Genomic DNA, 16,276 nt, shown 5'->3' with positions numbered 1-16,276 from the left:
AACGACAGGTGGTGTTCGAGCGGATGCTGCAAGCGGTTCGCCGCGGCATCGGATCGCAGGGCCGGCACGTTCGCATCAGCCACGCCGCGTGGCGGCTCGCGCGCGTTCAGTCCTCTCGCGTAACCTGCGGCACGTCCTGCGAGCCTTCCTCGCGGTCGCGGTACAGCGCGGCGCGCACCAGCAGCATCAGGGTGATCGGGGTGGTCAGGGTGAGGAACACGCCGATCAGGATTTCATTGAAGATCGGCCGGCCGTGCAGCACCGAGAAGCAGGTGATCGAGGCGGCCAGCATGAAGAACGTGCCCAGCGTGGTGCCCAGCGTGGGTGCGTGCACGCGCTGGTAGAAGTTCTTCAGGCGCAGCAGGCCGAGCGAGCCGACGAAGGCGAACAGCGCGCCGAGCAGCATCAGCACGGCGACGATGATGGCTGCCCATGGCGGCAGGGCGTCGAGATGGCTCATTCGATCACCTGCCCGCGCATCAGGAATTTCGACAGCGCCACCGTGCTGGCGAAGCCGAGCAGGGCGATGATCAGGCCGGCCTCGACGTAGAGCATGCTGCCGCTGCGGATGCCGATGGTCAGCAGCAGGATCATCGCGTTGACGTACAGGGCGTCCAGCGCCACCACGCGGTCCTGCGCGCGCGGGCCGCGCACCATGCGGATCAGCGAGAAGGCCATCGCCAGCAGCAGCAGAATCTGCGCCGCGCGGATCGACACGTCGAGCAGTTCGTGGCTCATTGGAAAACCTCCAGCAGGGGGCGTTCGTAGCGCTGCTTGATCGAGTCGATCCAGCCGGCCTCGTCGACCAGGTCCAGCACGTGGATCAGCAGGATGTTGGCGTCGGAGTCGTAGCTGACCCAGATCGTGCCGGGGGTGGAGGTGATGATGCACGACAGCACGGCCAGGCCGTAATGGTCGGTCAACTCCAGCGGGATCGCCACGAAACCCGAGTGCAACGGGCGCTTGTTGAACAGCACGATGCGCGCCACCGCGAGGTTGGAGCGCACGATGTCCAGCACCACGCGCACGAACAGGCGCAGCAGCAACGGATAGTTGCGCAGCCGCGCCTTGGGCGGGTCCAGCAGGTCGAGCATCCGGCCCAGCACGATGCCGAGCACGATGCCGAGCAGCACGGTGCCGGGCGACACGCTCTGGTTGAAGATCAGCCAGATCAGCGCCAGCAGCGCGGACAGCAGCGGATGCGGCAGCCAGCGGCGGATCATGGTGCGACCTCGGCGCCCGGCAGCACGGCGTGGATGTAGTTGCCCGGCGCATGCAGCTGCGCGGCGGTGTCGCGCAAATAGTGCAGCGGCCGCTCGGGCCAGACCGTCAGCAGCAGGCACAGCCCCAGCAGCAGCGCGACGGAGACGCTCTCGGTGAGGCGCACCTTCGGAAAGATCCGCTCCGGCTCGACCCAGAAGATCTGGATGCCGGCGCGGCACAGCGCGGTCACGGTGCAGAAACCGGCCGCCACGACCAGCGCGAACAGCAGCTGCGCGCCGCGCCCGGCGTCATCGAGCATCGGCGCCAGCAGGGCGAACTTGGCCAGGAAACCGGACAGCGGCGGCAGCCCCGCCAGCAGCACCGCGCAGGCCGAGAAGCTCAGGCCCAGCATCGCGATCGGCGCCGGGATCACCACGCGGCTCTCGTCCTCCTGCGCGTACAGGCTTTCGTTCGCGGGGGTCTCGCCGGGCTGCTCGTACGGTTCCAGGCTCAGCGTGTCGTCGGTATCGTCGTCGCCGTCGGAGGCGAGCAGGCCGGCAATCAGGAAGAACGCGGCGATCGCCAGGGTGGAGATCACCAGGTAGGCCAGCGCGCCGGCGGTCACCGCGCTCTGCTGCAGGCCGATCGCGCCGAGCAGGGTGCCGGCGGAGACCACCACGTTGTAGCCTGCCAGCTTGCCGAGGTCGCGCGCGCCCAGCATGCCGATGGTGCCGGCCACCAGCGTGGCCATGCCGCCCCACAGCATCCACGCGCTGCCGAAATGCGCCGAGGCGGGCCCGGCGCCAGCGCCGAACAGCAGCAGGCCGAGGCGCAGCAGCACGTAGATGCCGAGCTTGGTCATCAGCGCGAACATCGCGGCCACCGCCGGCGCCGCGGCCGCGTAGGTGCGCGGCAGCCAGAAGCCGAGCGGCCACATCGCGGTCTTGATCAGGAACGCCACGCCGAGCAGCGCCGCGCCCGCATGCAGCAGCGCGCGGGTGCGCTCCGGCACGTGCGGGATCAGCTCGGCCAGCGCCGCCATGTTGAGCGTGCCGGTGACGCCGAAGATCAGGCTGACGCCGAGCAGGAACAGCATCGAGGCGGTCAGGTTGACCGCGATGTAATGCAGCCCCGCGCTGACCCGCCGCGCACCGGAGCCGTGCAGCGCCAGGCCGTAGGACGCCGCCAGCAGCACTTCGAAGAACACGAAAAGATTGAACAGGTCGCCGGTGAGGAAGGCGCCGTTCAAGCCCATCAGCAGGAACTGCAGCAGCGGCTGGAAATGGCCGCCGCGATGCTGCCAGCGACCCAGCGCATACGGCAGCAACGCCAGCGCCAGCACGCTGGTGAGCAGCACCATCAGCGCGGAAAGCCGGTCCGCCACCAGCACGATGCCGAAGCGCGCCGGCCAGTCGCCGATGCGGTAGACCGCCGCCAGCGCGCCGTCGGCGGACACCTCCAGCAGCAGCGCGGCGGCCAGCAGCACCAGCGCCACGCACGAGGCGATGCTCAGCGCCAGCGCCGTGCGCCGGCGCTTCTCGCCCACCAGCAGCTGCAGCGCGGCAATGAGCAGCGGCAGCAGGATCGGCGCGACGACCAGGTGCTGGCTCACGGCGTGCCGTCCTCGCCGTCGACGTGATCGTTGCCGGTCAGCCCGCGCGAGGTCAGCAGCACCACCAGGAACAGCGCGGTGGTGGCGAAACCGATCACGATCGCGGTGAGCACCAGCGCCTGCGGCAGCGGGTCGGTGTACTGCGCGACGTTGCCGGCCACCTCGTGCAGCACCGGATCGGCGCCGGTGCGCAGGCCGCCGATGGAGAAGATGAAGAGGTTCACGGCATAGGAAATCAGGGTCAGCCCGATGATCACCTGGAAGCTGCGCGGACGCAGCAGCAGCCACACGCCGGAGGCAGCAAGAATCCCGATCGCGGCGGCCAGCACCAGTTCCATCAGCCCTCCCCTTCCGCGGCGGCGGCCGACACCTGGCGCGGACGCCGCAGCGACTGGTGCGCCAGCGCGATCAGCATCAGGATGGTCGCGCCCACCACCGTGGCGAACACGCCAAGGTCGAACAGCAGCGCCGTCGCCAGCGGCACGCGGCCGAACAGCGGCAGCGCCAGGTACTGAAAATGACTGGTCAGGAATGGACGTCCAAATACCAGCGAGCCTAAGCCCGTGAACAAGGCCAGCAGCAGCCCGGCGCCGATCCAGCGCAGCGGCAGCACGCGCAGGCGCGACTCCACCCAGCGCGCGCCGCGCGCCATGTACAGCAGGATCAGCGCCACCGCCACGGTGATGCCGGCGACGAAGCCGCCGCCCGGCAGGTCGTGCCCGCGCAGGAACAGGTGCAGCCCGAACAGCAGGATCACCGGCGCCATCAACTGGATGATCAGGCCGGGGATCATCAGGTAGTCGGTCAGCGAATGGTCCGCCGCGCGCCCGGGTTCATCCGCCTCCAGCGCCGTCTGCTGGCGCTGTTGCTCCGGTACGTGGATGCTTTCGGCGGCCGGGCGGAAACGGCGCAGCAAGGCGAACACGGTCAGCGCCACGATCGCCAGCACGCTGATCTCGCCCAGCGTGTCGAAGCCGCGGAAGTCGACCAGGATCACGTTGACCACGTTGTGGCCGCCGCCCTCGGTGTACGCCTGTTCGAGGAAGAAGCGCGAGATCGAATCGGCCACCGGATGCATCATCGCGGCGTAGGCCAGGCTGGCCACGCCGACGCCCACCGTCAGCGCGATCACGATGTCGCGGCGGCGACGGAAGCGCTGGCGCCGCCCCTCGGGCGTGAACCCGGCAATGCGCTTGGGCAGCCAGCGCAGGCCGAGCAGGATCAGGATCGTGGTGACCACCTCCACCAGCAGCTGGGTCGCCGCCAGGTCAGGCGCGGACAGCCACACGAAGCTCACGCACGACACCAGCCCCGCGCCGCCGCTGAGCACCAGCGCGGCGAGGCGATGGAACTTGGCTTGGGTTGCCGCGCCGATCGCGCAGGCCGCGCCGAGCAGCCACAGCAGCGCGAACGCCGGATCGATGCTGGACCAGTGCGGGCGAAAATCCAGCGGTGCCGTGGTTGCCGCCAGCACGGCGGCCAGCAGGGCGAGCAGCACGATCCACAGCAACTGCGACTGCAGCCGCCGGCTCGGATAGAGCCGCTCGATGCGCTGCGGCCAGTCCGCCGCGAACAGCGCCAGCGCACGCTCGAACAGCCGCTTGCCGCTGAAGCGGCTGGTCAGCGGCGCCGTCTCGATGGTATCGAAGCGACGGCGCAGGCTGGCGAACAGCAGGCAGCCGGCGGCGAAGGCGAATACGCTCATCAGCAGCGGCGTGGTCAGGCCGTGCCACACCGCCAGGCTGTACGCCGGCATCTCCGCGCCGAGCACCGCGCCGGCCGCCGCGTGCAAGGTGGGTCCGATCACCCGCCCCGGCAGCACGCCCACCAGCAGGCAGGCCAGCGCGAGGAAGCCGATCGGGAAGCGCATCCACAGCGGCGGCTCGTGCGGCTCGCGCGGCAGGTCGGCGGGCATGCGACCGAAGAACACGCCGCGCACGAAGCGGATCGAATAGGTCACGCCGAAGGCGCTGGCCGCCACCGCGATCACCACCGAGATCGCGTCCAGCAGCGGGCCCTGGCGCACTGCCAGCGTCTCGGCGAAAAACATCTCCTTGGAGAGGAAACCGTTCAACAACGGCACCCCGGCCATCGCCGCGCCGGCCACCAGCGCCAGCGTGGCGGTGACCGGCATCACCCGGTACAGGCCGCCGAGCCTGCGCAGGTCGCGCGTGCCGGCCTCGTGGTCGACCGCGCCGGCGGCCATGAACAGCGAGGACTTGAAGGTGGCGTGGTTGACGATGTGGAAGATCGCCGCCACCACGCCCAGCGTGCTGCCCAGCCCCACCAGCATGGTGATCAGGCCCAGGTGACTGATCGTCGAATAGGCCAGCACGCCTTTCAGGTCCTGCTCGAACATCGCCGCGTAGGCGCCCAGGATCAACGTGACCAGGCCCACGCCCCCGACGATCCAGTACCACTGGTCGGTGCCGCCCAGCACCGGCCAGAAGCGCACCAGCAAAAACACGCCGGCCTTCACCATGGTGGCCGAATGCAGGTAGGCCGACGCCGGCGTGGGCGCAGACATCGCCTGCGGCAGCCAGAAGTGGAACGGGAACTGCGCGCTCTTGGTGAACGCGCCGAGCAGGATCAGCAGCAGGGTCGGCGTGTACCACGGGTGCGCGCGCACCGCCTCGCCCGCAGCGAGGATCGCGTCCAGTTCATAGCTGCCCGCGATGTGCCCCAGCAGCAGCATGCCGGCGAGCAGGCAGAAGCCGCCGCCGGAGGTGACGATCAGGGCCATCCGCGCGCCGTCGCGCGCGGATGCGCCGTGGTGCCAGTAGCCGATCAGCAGGAACGAGAACAGGCTGGTCAGCTCCCAGAAGAACACCAGCTGGATCACGTTGCCGGACATCACGATGCCCAGCATCGAACCCATGAACGCCAGCAGCAGCGCGAAGAAGCGCGCCAGCGGATCGTCCGGCGACATGTAGTAGCGCGCGTACACGCCCACCAGCGCGCCGATGCCGCAGATCAGCAGCAGCATCAGCCAGCTGAAGCCGTCCACTCGCAGCACCAGGTCCAGACCCAGCGACGGTGCCCATGGGATGATCTGGCGCAGCACCTCGCCGGCGAGGATCGCCGGGGCCAGCCACAACGAAAGCGCCAGGCCGAGCAGCGCGGCGCCGGTCATCAGCCAGGCGGCGCGATTGTGCCCGCGCTCACGCATCAGCCACGTCGCCGCCGCCGCCGCGAAAGGCAGGCAGAGGATGGCGCCTGGGATGAGGTTGTCGGGCATCGCTCACTGCGTTCGATGGAAAGATCGTCGGTGTCGCCCGTCACCGGACCGGCGCCCGGGTGCATCACGCACGGCTACCGCCTCGAACCAGCTGTCATGCAGGCGCGCGGCATGGCAGGCCATCGTCGCGATCACCCGCATGCACTCACCTCTGGGCTGGGAGCGTGGCGGCCAGAACCGTCCGGACTCCTCGCCCGATTCTATCGTTCGCCGCGCGCAAGCGGCAACGGCCCTGCACGGCGCTTGCACACCACCTGTTCGTACCATCACCCGTGGAATCCCGGGATGGCCGCGCGCATGCGTTGCCTCGCACCCATCCGGAGACATGATCGATGACCTGTCCACCTCTTCGTCGGCCCCGCCACGCGCTGCGCCTCGCCGCCCTCCTGCCGCTGGCGCTGGGCAGCGGCCTCGCCGGCGCGCAGCAGTCGCCTGCACTCGATCGCGTCAGCCTGTGGCTGGGCGGCTACGACGCGCACGTCGACACCACGCTCGGCGTCAGCGATCCGGGCGGCCGGTACGGCGGCAACTTCAGCCTGGAGAACGATCTCGGCTTCAACGACCGCAAGCGCGTGCCGCGCGCGCGACTGGATTTCCTGGTCGGCGACAGCCAGGGTTTCTCGCTCGACTACTACAGCGTCAACCGCTCGCGCAGCCAGAGCCTGGCGCGCTCGATCAGCTACGCCGGCAACGATTACGAGGCCGCCGCCACGGTGCGCGGCAAGTTGAACTTCGATTTCGGCAGCGCCTCCTGGCGCTGGTGGTTCGGCCACGGCAACGACGTGTTCGGGCTGGGCCTGGGCGGCGCCTACTACCGCGTGCATGCCGCCATCAGCGGCGAGGCCAGCGTCAACGGCGAGCCGGTCGGGCAGGTCTCCTCCGGCACCAGCGACGGCGCCTGGGCACCGATGCTGCAGCTCGGCTGGCGCCATGCGTTCAACGACCAGTGGCGCATGTATGCCGACGCCGCCGGGGTGAAGAAGAACGGCGGCCGGCTCAGCGGCCACATCGTGAACGCCGCGCTGGGCGTGGAATGGCTGCCGTGGCCACAACTTGGCTTCGGCGCCGAATACGGCTACAGCCGCGTGGTGCTGCACCAGCGCAAGCACGCCTACCACGCCAACCTCGACATGAAACTTGACGGTCCCTCGTTGTTCGTCCACCTGCGCTTCTGAGGCGTGCCGCCGGCGCATGAGCGGATAGGCACGCCGGCAGCGTTGGTGCATCATCGAGGCTCCGACGAGCCGTCCCGACACGGGCGCGGCAAGGGGAAACGATGCCAAGGCGGTTTGCCACCACCATCGCGCTGACGCTGTGCACCGTGGCCATCGCCCTGCCGCTGGTGGCGGCACTGCTGATCGCCCGACACCAGTCGATGGAGGAAGCCGGCGCCCAGGCATCGAACATCGCCAGCGCCATCATCCATCGCACGGAAGCGGTGGGCGAACAGTCCGCGGCCGCCTATCAGCGGTTGACCGAGTTGAATCCCTCCGGCACGTGCTCCGAGGCCAAACGCGCGCAGTTGCGCCGGATTCTGCTGGATTACGACTACGTGCAGGCGGCCGGCTACGTCTCCGGCGATCGCATCACCTGCTCGGCCATCGGCCCGCAGGCCGACGGCCTGCAGATGGGGCCACCGGCGTACGTGAGCCCGAAGGGCACGCGGGTGCACTTCGGGGTTTCCATCGACGGCAGCCGTCCGTTCGTGGTGCTCAGCGGCGACCATTACGCCACCGCGGTTCACCCGGACAACCTGCTGGTCGAAACGCCTTCCGTGCCGGGCCTTGCGCAGGGCGTGTTCGGGCGCAGCGCCGGCAAGGTCTGGGCCCGTGACGGCCACTTCGACCCGGCATGGCTGGAGCAGCACGGCAAGGCGGCCCGCGCGATCTTCTACGACGGCGGCTACCTGGTGGCGATCCAGGGATCGGAACGCTTCGACGTGGGCGCCTACGCGGCGATTCCGCGTGCCTACCTGAGCTCCCGCCTGCGCGAGCTCGCCCTGTTGCTGCTTCCCGTCGGGCTGGCACTGGGCGCGGCGTTGGTCGGCGCGATCGTCATGTTCGCGCGCCAGCGTGCGTCGCTGCCCGCGTTGCTGCGGGCGGCGCTGAACCGGCAGGAGTTCGTGCTGTACTACCAGCCGATCGTCGAGCTGGGCTCCAACACGATAGCCGGGGCCGAGGCACTCTTGCGCTGGCCCGCCAACAAGCAGATCGGCATGCGCCCGGCGCTGTTCGTGCAGGCCGCGGCCGACTGCGGACTGACCGCCCGCTTCACCGAATACGTGCTCGCCCGCGTCGCCATCGACGGGCCACGCTTCTTCAGCCGATATCCGGGCTGCTACATCAGCGTCAACCTGGCGCCGAGCGACCTGCTGTCCGGCGCAGTCGTCGAGCACCTGCAGCGCCTGCTGACCACGCCCGGCATCGGCGTGCACAACATTGTCGTGGAAGTGACCGAGAGCTCCTTCGTCGACCCGGCCAGCGCCAACCGCACGATCGCGCGCATCCATGCGCTGGGCATCCGGGTGGCGATCGACGACTTCGGCACCGGCTTTTCCGGCCTGTCGCAATTGACCCAGCTGCGCGCCGATTGCCTGAAGATCGACAAGATCTTCGTCGATGCCATCGGCACCGGGTCGGTCACCAGCGAAGTGGTGCTGCACATCATCGCGATGGCGCGCTCGCTCAAGCTCACGCTGATCAGCGAAGGAGTGGAGACCCACGCCCAGGCCGAGTTCCTGCGTCAGCACGGCGTGGCGTTTGCCCAGGGCTGGCTGTTCGGCAAGGCGCAGCCGCTGGACGAGCTGTTGCGCCCGGCCGGGCCCGACTGATTGCCGGCGGCACCCGGTCGAGCGCCTCCGCGCGGACCGCGCAGCCACCGGCTCTTGACGTGTCGACTGCGCCATAAGCACTTCTTAAGCCGGCACACGGATAATCCGCCGGGCCGCCGCCACACCGGAGCCTGTTCGTGCACATCATCCTGGTCGAGGACGACGCCCAGCTCGGCGCCGCCATCCAGCGCGCGCTGGAACGCCTCGCCTATACGGTGAGCTGGCTGCGCGACGGCCGCGAGGCGCTCATCGCGCTGCGCGACGAAACCGCCGACCTGGTGCTGCTCGACCTCGGCCTGCCCGGCAAGGACGGCCTCGACGTGCTGGTCGAGGCGCGCCGCAGCCACGTCACCACGCCGGTGATCGTGATGACCGCGCGCGACGGCCTGCAGGCGCGCGTGCACGGACTCGATGCCGGCGCCGACGATTATCTGATCAAGCCGTTCCACCTCGACGAGCTGTGCGCGCGCATCCGCTCGCTGAACCGGCGCGCGCAGGGCCTGGCGGTCAACCGCATCGAGGTCGGCGCGCTGGCGCTGGACCTGGGCACTTCGCAGGTGACCTGTCGCGGTGAGGCGATCGAACTGACCCGGCGCGAGTTCGCCCTGCTGCAGATCCTGCTGGAACGCGCCGGCAAGCTGGTGCGCCGCGAAAGCCTGGTGAACTCGCTGTATGGTCTGGACACCGTGGTCGGCGACAACGCGCTGGAGGTGCTGGTGCATATGCTGCGCAAGAAACTCGGCTACGACACCGTGCGCACCGTGCGCGGCTTCGGCTACATGATCCCGCGGGAGCCCGAATGAGCCAGCCCAGCCTGCGCGGCCGGCTGCGCTGGCTGATCATCGGCGTGATGCTGGCGGTGCTGCTGCCGCTGGCGGTGCTCAGCTTCCGGCGCATCATGCAGGAGATGAACGAATTGTCCGACGGCCGGCTGGCGCAGTCGGCCCGCACGCTGCAGGTGATCCTCGGCCAGGAAGGCCCCGACGTGTTGCGCGGCCACGGCCAGCATGGCCAGTTGGTACCGATCGAGGCGCCCGCGGTGCAGGCCATGCGCCGGCGCGGCCACACGTTCGAGTCCGAGGTCGGCTTCCAGGTATTCGACCGCGCCGGCCGCCTGGTGATGGCCACCACCAACCTCGCCGCGCTGCCCGCGCCGCAAGCCGGCGACGGCGAATACCGCGACATCCGCGCCGACGGCTACCGCTGGCGCCTGTTCACCCTGTCCGACCCGCGCGATGGCCTGGTGATCCGCACCGGCGAGCGCTACGACAGCCGCCACGACATCCTGCGCGCGCTGTGGTTCGACCATGCCCTGCCGCTGCTGATCGGCCTGCCGCTGCTCGGCCTGCTGGTCGGCTGGGCGGTACGGCGCGGCCTGCGCCCGCTGCAGTCGCTGACCGGCGCACTGGCCTCGCGCAAGCTGGGCAGCCGCGAGGCGATCGTGCTGGAGCGGGCGCCGCTGGAACTGCAGCCCGTGCTCGACGCGTTGAACGGGCAACTGCAGCGCCTCGCCGATGCACTGGAGCGCGAGCGTCGCTTCAGCGCCGACGTGGCGCACGAGCTGCGCACGCCGCTGGCCTCGATCATGCTCAACATCGAGAGCGCGATGGCCACCCGCGATCCCGCCGAAGCGGAGGCCAGCCTGGCCGGCGCGCGCCACAACGTGGCCGCGCTGGCGCGGCGCGTCGAGCAGTTGCTGGCGCTGGCGCGGCTGGAATCCGGCACCGCGCTGGAGCAGCGCCAGCCGGTCGACCTGGTGCGCGTGGCCAGCGACGTGATCGAGGAGCTGGCTCCGGTGATCGCCGAAAGCGGCGCCGAGCTGGGCTTCAGCCACGACGACCACCCGCTGCAGGTGCAGGGCCACGAGGCCGCGCTGGCCGCGCTGCTGCGCAACCTGATCGAGAACGCCATGCGCCACGTGCCGGCCGGCGGCCAGGTGCAGTTGTCGATTGCGCAGGGCGTGGTCACCACCACCATCGACGTGGCCGACGATGGCCCCGGCATCCCGCCCGAACGGCGCGCCGCCGTGTTCGCCCGCTTTCACCGCGAATCGAGCAGCCGCGGCGAAGGCTACGGTCTCGGCCTGTCGATCGTGCAGCGCGCCGCCGAGCTGCACGGCGCCAGCATCGAGCTGCTCGATTCGCCGTTCGGCCACGGCCTGCGCGTGCACGTGAGCATCCCGCGCAACGACTGAGCGAAGCGCCCGTCACGACACTGAAACGCCAGCCTGCGCCTCCGTAAGCCGGCTGAAAGCCGGCCGCCCGGAGAATGCCGGCCGATGACCCCGGCCGATGCGTGCCGGTGGCGGGCAAACCCGGGTGCGGCGGAACAGGCATGGACAAGGCGGGAAAGGCGGGCGGCCAGATCGTGCCCGTGCTCATGTATCACAACATCGCGGCAACCCCCGCAGGCTTGCGCAGCTACCGCAGCCTGTATGTCAGCCCGGCCAGATTCGCGCGGCAGATGTGGCTGCTGCAGCAGCTGGGATACGCCGGCCTGTCGATGTCGGCGGCATTGCCGTACCTGCGCGGCGAACGCCGCGGACGGGTCGTCGCCATCACGCTGGACGACGGCTACGTCGACAACCTCGACGCGGCGCTGCCGGTGCTGCAGTCGTTCGGCTTCAGCGCCACGATCTACATGGTCAGCGGCAGCATCGGCCGCTTCAACACGTGGGACGCCGAACGGCTCGGCATCCGCAAGCCGCTGATGTCCGCCGCGGACATGCGCCGCTGGAACGACGCCGGCATGGAGATCGGCGCGCACACGCGCAGCCATCCGCGGCTCAGCCAATGTACGGACGCCGTCCTGCACGGCGAGATCCACGGCTGCAAGGCCGACCTGGAGGATCGCCTCGGCTGCGCGGTGACCCAGTTCTGCTACCCCTACGGCGACGTCGACGAGCGCGTGGTCGCGGTGGCCCGCGAAGCCGGCTACGCGGCGGCCACCACCACGCGCCGCGGGCGCGCCGTGGCCGGCGCCGACCTGTGGCGACTGCCGCGGATACAGGTGGCGCGGCACCACCTGCTGCCGCAGTTCGCGGCGCGCGTGCTGACCCGCTACGAGGATCGCCGCGCATGAAATTCCTGCTGGTCGGCACCAACCCGGAGCATACCGGCGCGGCCACCCATTTCGTCGCGCTGGCGCAGGCGCTGGCCGAGGCCGGCCACGAGGTCGGCGTGGTCACGGCCGCCGACGGACTGATCGAACAGCAGCTTGCCGACACCGCCGTGCAACTGCACCGCGCCACGTTCCGCAATGCGCTGGACCTGCGCGGCTTCGCCGCGGTGCTGCGCGCTGCGCGGCAGCTGCGGCCGCACTGGCTGGTCGGCAACTTCGGCAAGGAGTACTGGCCGCTGATCGTGATCGGCCGGCTGCTGCGCATCCCGGTCGTGCTGTTCCGCCACCGCGTGCCACCGATGAAGCGCGTCTCGGCCTGGCTGCTGCCGCGGCTGGCGCACCGCTTCTTCGCGGTGTCCCGCCACGCACGCCGCGCCTATCTCCAACGCGGCGTGCCGCCCGGCCTGGTGCAGGTGCTGTACAACCCGGTGAACATGGCGCTGTGCCGGCACGACCCGGTGCAGCGCAGCGCGATCCTGCGCAGCCTGGACATCTTCGGCGACCCCGTCGTGCTCGGCTACTGCGGCCGGATGCAGCGGGGCAAGGGCATCTTCACCCTGTTCGACGCCGCCACCGCGGCGATGGCGCAGCAGCCGCGACTGCATTGCCTGTGGCTGGGCGACGGCCCGGATGCACAGGCGCTGCGCGAGCGCGCCGCCGCGCATCCGCTGGGCAACCGCCACCATTTCCCGGGCTGGGTCAACGACATCCACCCGTACTACAGCGCCATGTCGATGCTGGCCTTTCCGTCCATCGCCCCGGAAACCTTCGGGCGCGTCTCGGTGGAGGCGCAGGCCGCCGGCCTGCCGGTACTGGCCAGCGACATCGGCGGCATTCCGGAAACGCTGCAGCCGGGCGTCACCGGCGTGCTGCTGCCGCCCGGCGACGTCGAAGCATGGCGTGCCGCCATCGTGGCGATGTGCGACCCGTCGCGCCGGCAGCCGATGGGCGTGGCGGCCGAGGCCTTCGTGCGCGAGCGCTTCAGCACCGGCGTGATCGCGGCCCGCTTCGTGCACCTGCTGACCGCCGCGAGCACCTCGAAGGCCGGCAGCACGGGCATCCCTCCGCATCGGCCTCGCGGAAGATGGCGACTGCCGGGTTGAGCAGGAACACCGCCGCATCCGGCCGGCACCAGGGATGCCCTGATCTGTTCCGCGTACCCGTCACCGCGCTGTATGCGCGCAGCGGTTTGTCGCAGCGGCGACGGCAGACTGGCCGTCTGTCCAGACGCTGGGGCGAACCGCTGCGCGCATACAGTGCGGCCCCGACGCATTGAATCAAATGATGGGGTGACGTCCAGAAGGCCCGCAGGCTGCGCCGCGTAGCTTGAACAGACGACCAGTCTGCCCTGCGCCACGCAACACACCCTGCGGGCCTTCTGGACGTCATGCCGGGTGCGTGGAATAGATCAGAGCATCCCTAAGCGTCCACGAAGCTTGTTCGGCGACGCTGTCATTCCCCCATGACTGAAGGAATGAACATGCGCAACGTACTGGTTGTTTCCCTCGCGCTGGCCCTGCTGGCGGCCAGCGCCACCCTGCCGGCGCAAGCCACCCCGCCGGCGAATCTCAAGACGCAGGCGAAGATCGACATGAGTCATGCCCGCGACATCGCCCTGAAGGCGTATCCCGGCAAGATCGTCAAGGAGGAGCTGGAGCAGGAGCCCGGCGGCAGCGGCCTGCGCTACTCGTTCGACATCAGCTCCGCCAAGGCGACGCACGAGGTCGGCGTCGACGCAAAGACCGGCAAGGTGCTGGAGAACTCGCTGGAAGGCGCGGACAACGATTGAGGCATCCCTGACGACGCGCTGGAGCGGTCAACCGGAACCAGTCCGTGCGGCAGGCTGCGATGAGCGGCCGGGGTGCCTGCGGATTCATTCCGGACAACGGTGCGCGAAAGCGGGAATGACGGGCATCGGGGCACGGTTCGTGCGTTGCCTTAACCAGATCCTCACCGGTCGATAAGCGAGCTGAAAGCGACGTGCCTCATGCTGGCGTCATGACCATCACCGCTATCGTCCGCCAGTTCGTCGCCGCGCCGCCAACGGCCACCGGTTCGCTCAAGCGATCGCTCCCGAAAGACGCCTGGCGACGGGTTGCGGTGAGCTGGATGCTGCGCCGGATGTTCCACAAGGTGGGTGGTCAGTTATGCGCTCCGGGTGGCTTGCCGACCACCGGCATTCATCGGGTGCTGGTCTGCCGCCCGAATCACCGGCTGGGCAACAGTGTGCTGATCAGCCCGCTTATCGCGGAGATCGAGACGCTTTATCCGGGCGCGGAGATCGACATCCTCGGCAGCCACGCCACGGCCTGTCTGTACGCGAACCGGTTCAGTGTCCACGACGTTTTCGCGTTGCCGCAGAAGATCGCCCGGCACATCTGGTACTCCGCCGGGGTATTGCGCGCGCTGCGACGATGCCGCTACGACCTCGCCATCGACGCCTGCAACGGCTCGCAGTCGGGGCGGATCGCGCTGGCCATGGCGCAGGCCAGACACAAGCTGGGATTTCCGGATGCGCTGGTGAATCCCGCCTCCGCATGGCATGCGCTGACGTGGCCTGCCCACCTGGCCGACCGCGGCGTGTTCCTGCTGCGCCAGGCGTATGCCGGCACGATCGCCGCCGACTATCCCCGACTCAATCTCGACCTGACCACCGGCGAGAAGCAGGCGGCGGCCAAGACACTGGCGCGGGTCCGTGGCGAGGCAGGCGGGCACCGCGACATGACGGTGGCGATCTTCCCCAACGCCACCGGTGCCAAGTGCTACAGCGAGGACTGGTGGCGGCAGTTCGTGGACACGTTCCAGTCGCTGTGCCCGCAGGTGCAGCTGGTGGACATGCTGGCGGCGCATGGGCGCTCGCAGCTCGGCTCGCAACTGGCGCCGTACTACTCGCGCAACCTGCGCCGGATGGCCGCGATGATCTCCTGCATGGACGGCTTCATCAGCGCCGACTGCGGCGTCATGCACCTGGCCGCCGCCAGCGGCACGCCCACGCTGGGCCTGTTCTCGGTGACCGATCCGGCCAAGTACGGGCCGCATGGCGGCGCCAATGCCGCGCTGGATACCCGCGGCATGAATGCCGCGGCCGTGGCGGTCACCGCCGCGCGCTGGTGTGCGCGGTTGTCGTCGTCGCGCGCGATCAGCGAACCGGCCTCACCCTCCCTCGATCAGGCGCAACGTCACGCGTGAAGCCCGCACCGGGGGCGGGCCGGCATGGGCTGGTCGCCGCAACCGTCAAGGCTGCCCCACGGTCAGGACGGCGAAGCTGCCCGGCACGATCGTGTGCCGGCCATTCGGCTGCCGCGCGCTGCCGAAACGCGCGGCGGAGAGATAGAGCCGGTGCAGCTTCGGGTCCAGTGTCAGCGTGCGCGCGCTGACCTGGGTCGCAAGGGTGGCACGGACGCGATAGTGGTCGGCGTCGTCCTGATGGATCGCGGTGATCGTGCCGCTGCCGCCGTTGGCGCTGTAGATCATCGACTGCGCAGCGTCGAACACCACTCCATCCGGGCCGTCGCCGATCGGCACGCGGGCGACCTGGTGGCCGTCGCGCGCATCGGTGACGACCATCAGGCGGTTGTCGCAGACCGAGAACAGCCGCTGGTGCGCGACGTCGATGGCCAGCCCGCTGGGCGACTCGCACGGCGCCAGCGGCCAGACGTGCAGCACCGTATTGGCGGCGGTGTCGATCTCCACCAGCTCGGACTTGTCCTCGATGTTGTCGTAGATGTGGCCGGCGCCATCGGACACCGCGAACTCCGGCTTGCCGGGCAGCGCGATGGTGGCGATCACCGCGTCCCTGGCCGGGTCGATCACGCTGGCCGAATGGCTCCTGCCATTGAAGGTCAGCACGTGCTGCGAGGGGGCGTCGTAGACGATGGCGTCGGGGTTCTCGCCGGTGCCGCCGATGGTCGCCAGCGGCTTGAACGTGCGCAGGTCGAACTCGGTGACCGAGGCGCTCCTGCCGTTGCTGGTGAAACCGCGCTGCAGGTCGTCGGCGATCGCGATGCCATGCACGCCGGGGGTATCGGCAACCGTGCCGATCTGCCGGTTCGCGTCGACATCGATCACCAGCACGCGATCGCCGCGGCTGACGAACAGGTGCCGCGGCGCCGCGTCGAAACTGAGGTAATCCCAGCCGCCCGCGCCACCCAGCGGCAGAGTCGACAACAACCGCGGTACCGGGGCAGGCGATGCGGCACGGCCCGCCACCGGCGCGAGCAGCAAGGCCAGCGCGGCCGGCACGAGGGAGCGAAGCAGTCTTTGCGTTTGCATG

15 protein-coding genes are annotated in these 16,276 nt (G+C 69.6%); 8 read left to right on the top strand and 7 right to left on the bottom strand.

What is annotated here, in order from left to right; genetic code table 11:
- Positions 1 to 106 precede the first annotated feature (106 nt).
- From mnhG to ACFCQI_RS08205, 6 genes are read right to left on the bottom strand one after another with little or no spacing between them, the layout of a single operon-like run.
- A complete protein-coding gene (gene mnhG / locus ACFCQI_RS08230) occupies positions 107 to 460 on the bottom strand; it encodes a monovalent cation/H(+) antiporter subunit G (protein ID WP_395120957.1) in 354 nt (117 codons plus the stop codon).
- Positions 457 to 738, bottom strand: coding sequence for a K+/H+ antiporter subunit F (locus tag ACFCQI_RS08225; RefSeq protein ID WP_395120956.1), 282 nt, complete (start codon positions 736 to 738; stop codon positions 457 to 459). Before ACFCQI_RS08225 ends, mnhG begins: the two co-directional genes overlap by 4 nt.
- Positions 735 to 1,223 (bottom strand): Na+/H+ antiporter subunit E, encoded by a 489-nt coding sequence (locus ACFCQI_RS08220; protein WP_395120955.1) that lies wholly within the window; start codon positions 1,221 to 1,223, stop codon positions 735 to 737. Before ACFCQI_RS08220 ends, ACFCQI_RS08225 begins: the two co-directional genes overlap by 4 nt.
- Positions 1,220 to 2,815 (bottom strand): monovalent cation/H+ antiporter subunit D, encoded by a 1,596-nt coding sequence (locus ACFCQI_RS08215; protein ID WP_395120954.1) that lies wholly within the window; start codon positions 2,813 to 2,815, stop codon positions 1,220 to 1,222. The genes ACFCQI_RS08220 and ACFCQI_RS08215 overlap by 4 nt, the downstream gene beginning before the upstream one ends.
- Positions 2,812 to 3,153, bottom strand: a complete 342-nt coding sequence (locus ACFCQI_RS08210; RefSeq protein WP_395120953.1) for a Na+/H+ antiporter subunit C — start codon at positions 3,151 to 3,153, stop codon at positions 2,812 to 2,814. Before ACFCQI_RS08210 ends, ACFCQI_RS08215 begins: the two co-directional genes overlap by 4 nt.
- Positions 3,153 to 6,053: a monovalent cation/H+ antiporter subunit A gene (locus ACFCQI_RS08205; protein WP_395120952.1), complete on the bottom strand. Its 2,901-nt coding sequence runs from the start codon at positions 6,051 to 6,053 to the stop codon at positions 3,153 to 3,155. Before ACFCQI_RS08205 ends, ACFCQI_RS08210 begins: the two co-directional genes overlap by 1 nt.
- Before the next feature lie 332 nt (positions 6,054 to 6,385).
- On the opposite strand from ACFCQI_RS08205, the gene ACFCQI_RS08200 reads away from it, so the two are divergent.
- The 8 genes from ACFCQI_RS08200 to ACFCQI_RS08165 all read left to right on the top strand — a co-directional run bounded on the left by ACFCQI_RS08200 (position 6,386) and on the right by ACFCQI_RS08165 (position 15,192).
- Positions 6,386 to 7,228 carry a hypothetical protein gene (locus ACFCQI_RS08200; RefSeq protein ID WP_395120951.1) on the top strand — a complete coding sequence of 281 codons (843 nt, stop codon included), beginning with the start codon at positions 6,386 to 6,388 and terminating at the stop codon, positions 7,226 to 7,228.
- A gap of 101 nt (positions 7,229 to 7,329) precedes the next feature.
- Positions 7,330 to 8,883 (top strand): EAL domain-containing protein, encoded by a 1,554-nt coding sequence (locus ACFCQI_RS08195; protein ID WP_395120950.1) that lies wholly within the window; start codon positions 7,330 to 7,332, stop codon positions 8,881 to 8,883.
- Positions 8,884 to 9,020: 137 nt separating this feature from the next.
- On the top strand, positions 9,021 to 9,686 hold the full coding sequence (locus tag ACFCQI_RS08190; RefSeq protein WP_395120949.1) for a response regulator: 666 nt from the start codon (positions 9,021 to 9,023) through the stop codon (positions 9,684 to 9,686).
- Complete coding sequence (locus ACFCQI_RS08185) at positions 9,683 to 11,077, top strand: sensor histidine kinase (RefSeq protein WP_395120947.1); 1,395 nt, start codon at positions 9,683 to 9,685, stop codon at positions 11,075 to 11,077. The genes ACFCQI_RS08190 and ACFCQI_RS08185 overlap by 4 nt, the downstream gene beginning before the upstream one ends.
- 140 nt (positions 11,078 to 11,217) lie before the next feature.
- Positions 11,218 to 11,964 (top strand): polysaccharide deacetylase family protein, encoded by a 747-nt coding sequence (locus tag ACFCQI_RS08180; RefSeq protein WP_395120945.1) that lies wholly within the window; start codon positions 11,218 to 11,220, stop codon positions 11,962 to 11,964.
- Complete coding sequence (locus ACFCQI_RS08175; protein ID WP_395120944.1) at positions 11,961 to 13,106, top strand: glycosyltransferase family 4 protein; 1,146 nt, start codon at positions 11,961 to 11,963, stop codon at positions 13,104 to 13,106. Before ACFCQI_RS08180 ends, ACFCQI_RS08175 begins: the two co-directional genes overlap by 4 nt.
- Positions 13,107 to 13,483: 377 nt before the next feature.
- The gene (locus tag ACFCQI_RS08170; RefSeq protein ID WP_395120943.1) at positions 13,484 to 13,792 is read left to right on the top strand and encodes a PepSY domain-containing protein; all 309 of its coding nucleotides are present in this window, start codon (positions 13,484 to 13,486) and stop codon (positions 13,790 to 13,792) included.
- A gap of 209 nt (positions 13,793 to 14,001) precedes the next feature.
- Complete coding sequence (locus tag ACFCQI_RS08165; RefSeq protein ID WP_395120942.1) at positions 14,002 to 15,192, top strand: glycosyltransferase family 9 protein; 1,191 nt, start codon at positions 14,002 to 14,004, stop codon at positions 15,190 to 15,192.
- Between the two features lie 45 nt (positions 15,193 to 15,237).
- Here the strand turns inward: ACFCQI_RS08165 and ACFCQI_RS08160 are convergent, their stop codons facing one another.
- Positions 15,238 to 16,275 carry a YncE family protein gene (locus tag ACFCQI_RS08160; RefSeq protein WP_395120941.1) on the bottom strand — a complete coding sequence of 346 codons (1,038 nt, stop codon included), beginning with the start codon at positions 16,273 to 16,275 and terminating at the stop codon, positions 15,238 to 15,240.
- Between the last annotated feature and the right edge of the window lies 1 nt (position 16,276).

Source organism: Rhodanobacter sp. FW102-FHT14D06 (genome assembly GCF_043950705.1).
GTDB lineage: Bacteria > Pseudomonadota > Gammaproteobacteria > Xanthomonadales > Rhodanobacteraceae > Rhodanobacter.
The sequence above is the reverse complement of the archived record's forward strand: the minus strand, read 5'-3'. Positions and strand labels throughout refer to the sequence as shown.

Coding starts and splice junctions, on each gene's coding strand:
- mnhG (WP_395120957.1), bottom strand. CDS start 460: ATGAGCCATCTCGACGCCCTGCCGCCATGGGCAGCCATCATCGTCGCC.
- ACFCQI_RS08225 (WP_395120956.1), bottom strand. CDS start 738: ATGAGCCACGAACTGCTCGACGTGTCGATCCGCGCGGCGCAGATTCTG.
- ACFCQI_RS08220 (WP_395120955.1), bottom strand. CDS start 1,223: ATGATCCGCCGCTGGCTGCCGCATCCGCTGCTGTCCGCGCTGCTGGCG.
- ACFCQI_RS08210 (WP_395120953.1), bottom strand. CDS start 3,153: ATGGAACTGGTGCTGGCCGCCGCGATCGGGATTCTTGCTGCCTCCGGC.
- ACFCQI_RS08205 (WP_395120952.1), bottom strand. CDS start 6,053: ATGCCCGACAACCTCATCCCAGGCGCCATCCTCTGCCTGCCTTTCGCG.
- ACFCQI_RS08200 (WP_395120951.1), top strand. CDS start 6,386: ATGACCTGTCCACCTCTTCGTCGGCCCCGCCACGCGCTGCGCCTCGCC.
- ACFCQI_RS08195 (WP_395120950.1), top strand. CDS start 7,330: ATGCCAAGGCGGTTTGCCACCACCATCGCGCTGACGCTGTGCACCGTG.
- ACFCQI_RS08185 (WP_395120947.1), top strand. CDS start 9,683: ATGAGCCAGCCCAGCCTGCGCGGCCGGCTGCGCTGGCTGATCATCGGC.
- ACFCQI_RS08180 (WP_395120945.1), top strand. CDS start 11,218: ATGGACAAGGCGGGAAAGGCGGGCGGCCAGATCGTGCCCGTGCTCATG.
- ACFCQI_RS08175 (WP_395120944.1), top strand. CDS start 11,961: ATGAAATTCCTGCTGGTCGGCACCAACCCGGAGCATACCGGCGCGGCC.
- ACFCQI_RS08170 (WP_395120943.1), top strand. CDS start 13,484: ATGCGCAACGTACTGGTTGTTTCCCTCGCGCTGGCCCTGCTGGCGGCC.
- ACFCQI_RS08165 (WP_395120942.1), top strand. CDS start 14,002: ATGACCATCACCGCTATCGTCCGCCAGTTCGTCGCCGCGCCGCCAACG.
- ACFCQI_RS08160 (WP_395120941.1), bottom strand. CDS start 16,275: ATGCAAACGCAAAGACTGCTTCGCTCCCTCGTGCCGGCCGCGCTGGCC.